9 protein-coding genes are annotated in these 8,789 nt (G+C 69.3%); 1 reads left to right on the top strand and 8 read right to left on the bottom strand.

Annotated elements, in window-relative coordinates; all coding sequences use genetic code 11:
• From grrM to mnmE, 8 genes are all read right to left on the bottom strand, one after another.
• A partial coding sequence (grrM, locus tag KUG43_RS07675; protein WP_216907754.1) for a cyclophane-forming radical SAM/SPASM peptide maturase GrrM/OscB occupies positions 1-1,161 on the bottom strand: 1,161 nt, incomplete at its 3' end.
• Positions 1,158-1,541 carry a GrrA/OscA1 family cyclophane-containing rSAM-modified RiPP gene (gene grrA / locus KUG43_RS07670; RefSeq protein WP_216907752.1) on the bottom strand — a complete coding sequence of 128 codons (384 nt, stop codon included), beginning with the start codon at positions 1,539-1,541 and terminating at the stop codon, positions 1,158-1,160. The genes grrA (KUG43_RS07670) and grrM, both read right to left, overlap by 4 nt.
• Before the next feature lie 73 nt (positions 1,542-1,614).
• The gene (grrP, locus tag KUG43_RS07665) at positions 1,615-2,577 is read right to left on the bottom strand and encodes an extracellular substrate binding-like orphan protein GrrP (RefSeq protein ID WP_216907750.1); all 963 of its coding nucleotides are present in this window, start codon (positions 2,575-2,577) and stop codon (positions 1,615-1,617) included.
• A 92-nt stretch (positions 2,578-2,669) separates the two neighbouring features.
• Complete coding sequence (grrA, locus tag KUG43_RS07660; RefSeq protein ID WP_216907748.1) at positions 2,670-3,068, bottom strand: GrrA/OscA1 family cyclophane-containing rSAM-modified RiPP; 399 nt, start codon at positions 3,066-3,068, stop codon at positions 2,670-2,672.
• 13 nt (positions 3,069-3,081) lie between these two features.
• Positions 3,082-4,065, bottom strand: coding sequence for an extracellular substrate binding-like orphan protein GrrP (gene grrP / locus KUG43_RS07655; RefSeq protein ID WP_216907747.1), 984 nt, complete (start codon positions 4,063-4,065; stop codon positions 3,082-3,084).
• A 140-nt stretch (positions 4,066-4,205) separates the two neighbouring features.
• Positions 4,206-5,081 carry a carboxylating nicotinate-nucleotide diphosphorylase gene (gene nadC / locus KUG43_RS07650; protein ID WP_216907745.1) on the bottom strand — a complete coding sequence of 292 codons (876 nt, stop codon included), beginning with the start codon at positions 5,079-5,081 and terminating at the stop codon, positions 4,206-4,208.
• Positions 5,081-5,818: a DUF4079 domain-containing protein gene (locus KUG43_RS07645; RefSeq protein ID WP_216907744.1), complete on the bottom strand. Its 738-nt coding sequence runs from the start codon at positions 5,816-5,818 to the stop codon at positions 5,081-5,083. The genes nadC and KUG43_RS07645 overlap by 1 nt, the downstream gene beginning before the upstream one ends.
• An 89-nt stretch (positions 5,819-5,907) precedes the next feature.
• Positions 5,908-7,326: a tRNA uridine-5-carboxymethylaminomethyl(34) synthesis GTPase MnmE gene (mnmE, locus tag KUG43_RS07640; RefSeq protein ID WP_216907742.1), complete on the bottom strand. Its 1,419-nt coding sequence runs from the start codon at positions 7,324-7,326 to the stop codon at positions 5,908-5,910.
• On the opposite strand from mnmE, the gene KUG43_RS07635 reads away from it, so the two are divergent.
• Complete coding sequence (locus KUG43_RS07635; RefSeq protein WP_286194527.1) at positions 7,325-7,897, top strand: DUF2062 domain-containing protein; 573 nt, start codon at positions 7,325-7,327, stop codon at positions 7,895-7,897. The two genes, mnmE and KUG43_RS07635, sit on opposite strands and share 2 nt — an antisense overlap.
• The last annotated feature ends 892 nt before the right edge of the window (positions 7,898-8,789 follow it).

Below are 8,789 nucleotides of genomic sequence, written 5' to 3'. Positions count from 1 at the left end.
CAGCGCCTGCTCCAGGCCAGCGAGCACCACATCGGCCGTGATCTTGATCCTGTAGCGGCAGGCCTGGGTTTCGCTGCAGGCGAAGGTGCCGTGCTCCCAGTACTTGTTGCTGCCAGCGCCTCCCCCACAGAGGCCGAAGTAGGCGCACTCCGCGCGGCAGCGGTCGGTGCCGGCACGCATGTCCGCCAGGATGTGTTGGAACTTGGGGCTGGCGGCGATCGAAACGAGGCTGTCGCTCTGAACATGACCCAGCACGAAGTCGCCGTAGGTGTCGGTCTGAACGGATAGCAACTCAGGATCGAAGGTGGAAATCGCCCCGCGGGCATCCACGTTGACGATCGCGAACGGGTTGTTCATGTCGGTGCAGTCGAGGCGGGCATCGGCCTGGGCCAGGCTGCAGATGCCCTCGAACTCCCGCACCCGCATGCGCTCGGGGTGCTCCTGCCACAGCTCCCAGAACCGCTGCAGGAACTGGCGATAGGCCGCCTCAGCATGGGGACGGCTGAGGGTGGACACCCGATTCTCCCCCTCCGTCTCCTCCATGTTGAAGGCCACGTCAGTGATGCCGTTCTCCACGAAGAAGGCGTAGAGGTCGTCGGCGTGGCCGAGGGATTCCTCGGTGATCACGGCGATCACCTGAAAGGGGATGCCGCGGCGGCGCAGATGCGCGATGCCCCGCATCGTGGCGGCGTGGGTCCCGAGGCCGGTGCGGGTGCGGCGGTGGACGTCGTGGAGAAAGGCCGGCCCATCCATGCTCACGCCCACGGCGATGCCGTTGCGCTCGAAGCAGTCGCACCAGGCTTCGTTGATCAGCGTGGCGTTGGTCTGCACCGACTGGTGGATGGTCAGGGGCTCCCCCTGCCAGCGCTCCAACGCCCGACGCACGCTGGCGCTGGCCGCGTCGTAGAAGGCGATCGGCACAGTGAGCGGTTCACCGGCGTGCCAGAGCAGGGTGAAATCGCCGCCCACATAAGGGCTCTCCAGCACCCGCTCCAGGGCCGCCTCCAGCAGCTCCAGCGATAACCGCTGCCGGTCGTCCCGGTTGGGCAGGTAGCAGTAGTCGCAGTCGAGGTTGCAGTAGGGGGTGGGCTGGATCACCAGCAGCTGCAACGGCCCGAAGCCTTCCGGGTTGCCCGGTGGCGGGGTACCGGTGGCGATCACCAGAAGTTGCGGAAGCCGCCGTTACGGAAGCCACCGTTGCCCCAGCCGCCGTTGCGGAAGCCGCCGTTGCCCCAGCCCCCATTGCGGAAGCCACCGTTGCCCCAGCCCCCATTGCGGAAGCCTCCATTCCCCCAGCCAAAGCGGGGCCCGCCCCCATTCACGAAGATGTAGGCGAGGCGGCCATCAGCAGCTTGGGCCCGGCCTTCCGCTGTCTCCGGCCCGGGGGACTCCTGCCCCATGGCCTGGGAGATCCGCCGCAGACGGGCGTCGATCGTTCCAGGCGAGGCCTCCAGGGGGGATGACGCCAAGGCGCCGGCGGGGGCCAGGGCCGCCAGCAGGACCAGAAAACCGAACAGACCGGAACGGGGGTGGTGCGTCATCGGAGGGCTGCCAGGAATGGAGGGAGGAGCGGGACGGAGCGATCAGGGCGCCGCAGGGCGTAGAGGCAGGACGTCATCGGGGAGCCGCCGGCGAAGGGGCTGCCAGCTGGAAACCTTCCCGGCTCAGGAGCACGGATTCAAAGAAGGCGCGGACCCGCTCGGCGGGCACCACCAGCACACCGGTGGGGCCGACCCAGGGGGCGACGCTGGCCACGGCCTCGGGGCGGCCCTCCAGGTAGCCCTGGAGCAAGCCCGCGATGGCCAGGTTGACCACGTTCAGCAGCCTGGAATTGTTCTCCGGCACGATGCAGCCGACGCCGTAGCTCACATAGGGCTGTTCAGGCACCAGGGCCACGCCGGAGAGCTGGCGTTGATGCCGCAGACCGGCGAGCACATTGGCATCGCCCAGCACCCCCGTCACCTGTTTCTGCTCCAGGGCCGTCACCGCCAGGGCCAGGGTGGGGAAGCTGACCGCCTTGGCGTTGGGCTGGAGCGAACCCAGCAGACCGGCCCCGAGGGAGCCCTCCACCACCGCGATCGGCTGGGCGGCGAGGGAGGCCGGCGAGCCGTCCAGCGTGCCGCTGCGGGTGAGCAGCCTCAGGCCGGAGAGGCCGATCGGCAGGGAGAAATCGACCAGCTTTTCCCGCTCCCAGCTGAACGGCACGCCGCAGGCCAGGCCGGCGTTGCCGCTGGCCACGGCCTCCACGGTGACGGCGGTGTTGTCGACGGGGACGAAGCGGATCCGCACCGTGTTGCCCAGTTCCGCCTTGAGCTGGCGGTCGATGCGGCGAGCCAGATCAATGGCGTACCCGTCCGGTTCTCCCTTCGGCCCGATCTTGACCATCGGCGGGCTGTCGGCGGGACCCACCATCAGCACCTCGCCCGACTTGGCCGCCTGCTCCAGCACGGCGTCGGCGGCGCTGGCTGGCGCCATGGCCCCCAGGGACCAGAGGCAGGCCAGGGCTCCCAGGGCCAGGACCCTGCTGCGGCGGGATCGGACGGAACCGGCGGGAACCAGTGCAGCAGGAGAATCCATGGGCAGAGCCGTGCACGTGCTGCACCTTAAGGGCGGTTTCTGGGCTTGCCCACAGCCCCGTTCGGGCTTGAAACACCCCGGCCTGGTCGGACCTACCAGTTCCGGAACGCCCCACCGCGCATGCCCCCCCCATTCACGAAGCCGCCCCCGCCCCTGGCATTGACGAAGCCGCCACCGCCATTGCGAAAGCCACCGCCGCCGCCGTAATAGGGGTGGCCATTGACGAAGCCGCCCCGGGCCGCGTTGGCGAAGCCGCCCCGGCCAGCGTTGGCGAAGCCATAGGCCAGCCGCTGATCGCCGGTTGAGGCGCCGTCCGCACCGCTCTCTTCATCCTGGGCGCGGAACGCCGCGCTGATGCGCTGCAACCGTTGCTCAATCGAGGCTCCGGTGGCCGACGAGGGCAGCAGGGCCGCCTGAGCGGCGCCGGGTGCGGTCAGGGCCGCCAGGGCCAGGGAGAAACCGAGCAGGGCCGTGCGGGAGGTGATGGACATGGGACGGATCTCCTTAACGGGCAGATGGGGTGGGGGCGACAGATGATGGGGTCGTTGCCGGCAGGGGCCGGACCCGTTCGTAGTTGAGCAGAACGGACTGGAAATAGGCCTTGATCACCTCGGGGGGCAGCTCCAGGACTCCCTTGGGACCCAGCCAGCGGTTGACGCTGGCCACGGCAGCCGGCTCATCGTCGAGGTAACCCTGCACCAGCCGGGCGATGGCCAGATTGACCAGGTTGCGGAAGGTGGAATTGTCTTCCGGGAGGATGCAGCCCACCGCAAAGCGGGAGAAGGGCTCCGCGGGCACCAGGCCGTAACCCTTGCCGCCGAGGCTCTGGATGGCACCGGCGAGCAAGAGGGAATCACCCCCCACGCCATCCACCTGGCCGGCCAGCAGCGCCCGCACCGCCGGCTCGATTCCGGCGAAGGGGACCCGCACCGCCGTCGGCTGCACGGCCGCGATCGTGGCGCTGCCCAGGGAGTCCTTCACCACGCCGATCCGCTTGCCCGCCATCGAGGCCGCTGAGCCATCGAGGCCCCCCTGCCGGGTGAGCACGCGGATCCCGGAGAGGGCGAAGGGCATGGAGAAGTCGACGTACATCTCCCGCTCCCAGGTGAACTGAACCCCACAGGCCAGGTCCACATCACCGCGGCTCACGTCACGGAACACCGCCAGCGGATCCGCGTTGGCGGTGTAGACGATCTTCACCGGCCGGTTGAGATAGGTGGAGACCTCCGCCTCGATCAACCGGGCCACATCCAGGCTGTAACCCACCAGCGCCTTGCCGGCATCGAGGTAGGCCATGGGCACCACGTCGGTGGGGCCCGCCATGGTGATCTCGCCGGTGCGTGCCGCCTGCTCGAGCACCGATTCGGCCCTGGCTGCCGTGGGGCTGCCCAGCGCCGCCACCAGCGCCAGCAGCAGGGAGGGTCCCACCACGGCGCAGCGCCGGAGCTGGGCGACGATACCGCTCGGGACGGTCTGTTGTGGGGGCATTGGCTGCGTCACGGGTCGCTGCGGCACGCGGGTCGGCTCCGGGGTCGGCTCGGGGGTCATCGCCGCCCACTCTGGCAACCAATTGGTGGCGCAGCCATCGGTGCCGGGGGAGTGCGGCGATTCTTCACCCTGGCCCCGGCTCAGGCCAGCAGGGGGTCGAAGCGCATGCTCAGATCCAGCCAGGGGCTGCGGGTGACCGGGGCGCTGGTGGAGATCAGATCGATGCCGGTGGCCGCATAGGCGGCCAGCTGCTCAGGCCGCACCCCCGAAGCCTCCAGCAGCACCGCCGGCGCCAGGGCCCGCAGCTGGGGCACCAGGGCCGCCAGCGCCGCGGGGCTGAAGTCGTCGAGCAGCACCGCATCGGCGCCTGCCCGCACCGCCGCTTCGGCTTCGGCGGCGGTTTCCGCCTCCACTATCACCCGCGCCGGCCAGGGGGCCGAGGCGCGCACCGCCGCGATGGCCGGCCCCACCCCCCCCGACCAGGCCAGGTGGTTCTCCTTGAGCATGGCGGCATCGTCGAGGCCGAGGCGGTGGTTGCAGCCGCCGCCACAACGCACGGCGTACTTCTCCAGCACCCGCAGCCCCGGGGTGGTCTTGCGGGTGTCGGCCAGGCGCACACCGGTGCCCGCCAGCACCTGCACCAGAGCGGCGGTGGCGCTGGCGATGCCCGAGAGGCGCATGGCCAGGTTGAGGGCGGTGCGCTCCGCCGCCACCAGGGCGGCCGCCGGCCCCTCCAGCTCCAACAGCCGCTGGCCAGCCACCACCGACTCGCCGTCGCCCACCAGCAGCCGCACCGACGCCCGGGGATCGAGCAACGCCAGCAGCGGCCCCACCAGCACCCCGCCGCAGAACACACCGTCGGCGCGGGTGGCCCAGTGGGCCCGGCCAGTGCGACCCACCAGGGCCGGAGCCGTCAGATCGCCGCGGCCGATGTCCTCATCCAGCCACTGGCGCAGCTGGGCCTCCAGCGCCGGGGAGAAGGACAGCACCGGGGCCGCAGCCCCACCAGGCGACATCAGCTGCCCGCCGGTCCGACGGGGGGGGTCGGCATCTGGGGCGGGGCGAAGGGCGGACAGACCCGCTTCACCGGATCACAGGCATAGATGGTGGGCTTCTGCCAGGCCAGGGGGATCTCCAGCAGGTCGCGGCTGCCGGTGATCCCCTGCGCCACGAACAGCACCGCCGCCAGGATGGAGGCGCTCAGGTGGATCCGGCGCCAGCGCAGATCCTTGAGGATCTCCGGGCGGGCGGCCAGCGAGAAGACCATCAGCCCCACCACGCCGACTCCGGCCCAGTAATGCGACTGCCAGAACTCGGGGCTGAGCGGATTGTCGCTGAGGCGCCACACCTCCGGCTGGGCGCCCAGGCCAAGCACGCCGGCCCAGGTGAGCAGGGCGAAGACGAGCCGGTAGACCTTGGCCTTCACCTGCCAGAGGGCCAACAGGGACACCACCGTGCCCACCAGCACCAGCAGCAGCTGCAGGGCACGGCCGGGGCCGCCCGTGAAGCCCTCCGGCGGCTGCTTGGTGACGATCACCACCGTGAGGGCCACGAGCACCAGCAGCACCACGCCCGCCGAGAGCCACTGGCCCAGGTCGGCGTGGTCGCGGCCGGTGGTGGGGGGCAGCTTGGCCTTCTCGACCCGGCGCTGCCTGGCCTGGACGCCTATCCGCACCACCATGCCGATCAGGGGGTAGATCAGCACCACGGCCAGGGCGGGGTGCAGGATCCAGAGCCAGTCGACCGTTTGCATTCGCCCGCTGGAGTGGGTTTGTCAAAGCATTGACGCCGGAGGTTAAGCGGTCAACAGGGGTGAGCGTTTCGTGATGACGGCGCCGCTGCCTACTTGCCGATGCAGAAGCGGGAAAAGATCCGCTCCAGCACCGCCTCACTCACCTCCTCGCCGGTGATGGCCCCCAGGCCGGCGATGGCGCCGCGCAGGTCGATGGTCCAGAAATCCCACGGCAGGCCCTGGGCGGCCGCCTCCAGGGAGCGCTCGAGGCTGGCGGCGGCCGCCGCCGCCAGCTCCCGCTGACGCCCGTTGAGGGCCACCTGCAGCCCCTGGAGCTCGCTGGCACCACACCGGCCCAGCAGGGCTGCCACCAGCTCATCGCGACCCGCGCCGGTGAGGGCGCTGATGCGCACCGGGGGCGCCTCCGGCGGGGCCGACGGGACGACGGCGGGGGCGCCACCCTCCGGCAGGCCATCGCACTTGTTGCCCACCAGCAGCAGGGGCACCCCTTCTGGCACCAGGGCCCGCAGCTCCTGGTCGGCAGCTGTCCAGCCGGCCAGCAGATCGAAGAGCAGCAGCACTGCATCGGCTCCCGCCAGGGCCTGACGGCTGCGTTCGATGCCCAGCTGCTCCACCCGGTCGTCCGTGGGGCGGATGCCGGCGGTGTCGAGCAGGGTGAGCGGCACCCCATCGAGCACCAGGTCGCTCTCGAGCAGGTCGCGGGTGGTGCCGGGCAGATCGGTGACGATGGCCCGCTCGCGGCGGCTGAGCAGGTTGAGCAGGCTGGATTTGCCCACGTTGGGCCGGCCGACGATGGCCACGCGCAGGCCTTCGCGCAGCAGCTCCCCCTGGCGGGACTCGGCCACCAACTGTTCCAGCTCGCCCCGCACCGCCAGCAGCTCGGCGCTCACCGCCATGCCGTCGAGGGGGGGCAGGTCCTCCTCGAAGTCGACCCTGGCCTCCAGTTCGGCCAGCTGGTCGAGCAGGCGCTCCCGCAGGCCAGCGATGCGCCGCTGCAGGCCGCCATCGATCCCCGCCATGGCCAGCTCAGCCGCCCGACGGCTGCGGGCCGCGATCATCTCGCCGATGGCCTCGGCGCGGGTGAGGTCGAGGCGGCCGTTGAGGAAGGCCCGCTGGCTGAACTCCCCGGGCCCGGCCAGGCGGGCACCGGCGGCCAGCACCAGCTCCAGCACCCGCCGCACGGCGACCAGGCCGCCGTGGCAGTGAAGCTCCACCACGTCCTCGCGGGTGAAGCTGCGCGGGGCCCGCATCAACAGCAGCAGGGCCTCATCCAGCCGCCGGCCATCGGCCGGATCCACCACATGGCCGTAGAGAACGCGGTGGCTCTCCCAGCACTGGTCGCCGGGGGCCAGAAACAGACGCCGACCGATCGCCTCGGCCGCTGGACCGGAGAGGCGCACGATCGCCACGCTGCCGGCCCCGGCCGCCACCGCGGTGGCGATCGCGGCGATCGTGTCGCCATTAGGGTTCGCGCCAATCGGGACATCTCCCCGCGTCACTGGTCCCATGGCACCGTTTCGCCTTCAGTCTCTGTCCCCGCCGCGGGCCCTGAAGGCGGCGAGAAGAAAGCTGCGGCAGGCCATCGAGTGGGTCTGGCGTCAGGAGGGCAGCCACGGCCAGCGGGCCCGGGGGCTGGCGGCGGGGGTGTTCATGGGCTGCTTCCCGATTTTCGGCTTCCAGACCCTGCTGGGGGTGGCCCTGGCCAGCCTGGTGCGGGGCAACCATCTGCTGGCGGTCGCCGGGACCTGGATCAGCAATCCAATCACCGACGTGCCGCTGATCTGGTTCAACTACCAGATGGGCAGCCTGTTGCTTGGGCCTGGCAAGGGCTGGCCCGGCGGATCACTCCTGCAGCACGAAACCCTCCGCCAGCTGGGCTGGGACTTCACATCCCGCCTGCTGCTCGGTTCGGCCGTGGGTGGGTTTGGTGATGGGCCCCCTCAGCGGTGTCCTTTGCCTTCGGTGGCTGAAGCGCAGGCAGCCTCTGGACACTGGTGGAGCGCACCAGTAATCCCTGCCAAGTCCGGAAGCCTCAATCTGAGCTGGCCCCACGCTGCCACGTCGAGCCGTGACGGATGATCCACAGACCTGGACCTCCCATGGCCATCAAGCTCGATCAGCTTTCAATCTCCTCCACCTGATCCATCGGAGTCCCTTAAGGCCACGGAATCAGGCTGTTGCTTGCTTCTGATCACATCTGCGCCAGACCTTGACCAATCCGGCATTGAGGACGATTTTATCCTGCAAAAGCCTGAAGCAATGCTCACCGGAAAGGAACAATTTCTCTCGGCAGATGGAGGCACAATCAAAGGAGATCCCGATCAGATTCGCCAATGAACTTTAGGCTGAACTGAGCACTTAAAAATAATATTTAACCAGAAGGAGAGTCATTTTTAAGCGGTTCAGGACCAGTGTCTTCACTGTCCATGTGGATGCTTCAGCTGGCATGAGCGCCAACCGCATGCATGGTTGACTATCGCTGATTGTTCTTTCGCAAAACGGCCTTGACTGCCGCATCGAATCCGACGAGCTCCCTCTTCGGCGCTCTTCTTTTTCCTGAATGGTCCAGTCAAGGACGACACTCGGCCAACGCGTTTGAGCCAAGCCGGATCAACGCACCTGCTTCTAAACCCGGCGGGCCGCACCGCCCCGCCATGGAGGAGATTTCCGCGGGGAACGTGGTCCCATCCCCTGGTGCCGCAACCATCAGAGGGGCAGACGCCGGCCGTGCGCTAGCTGCGGGTGGTCAGGGTCTTGAGTTCCAAACAAGCGTCCGCATCGAATCCTCAACGCCTGTCGCCCTGAGCAGCCATGAGATGTTGAGCGACTCCTTGCCAGGGACCGCTACCGATCCAGCCACCATGGGGAAGGCTTCCAGCTGCGGCTGCAGGGCCTGCAGCGTGCTGGCCGTCAGCACCGCTGACGGCGCCGAGGCCTGGGACACCACCTCCGACCAGGCTCCCTTGGTCAT

Origin of the sequence: Synechococcus sp. CCY 0621 (genome assembly GCF_019038465.1) — a bacterium.
Lineage (GTDB): Bacteria > Cyanobacteriota > Cyanobacteriia > PCC-6307 > Cyanobiaceae > Cyanobium.
The sequence above is the reverse complement of the archived record's forward strand: the minus strand, read 5'-3'. Positions and strand labels throughout refer to the sequence as shown.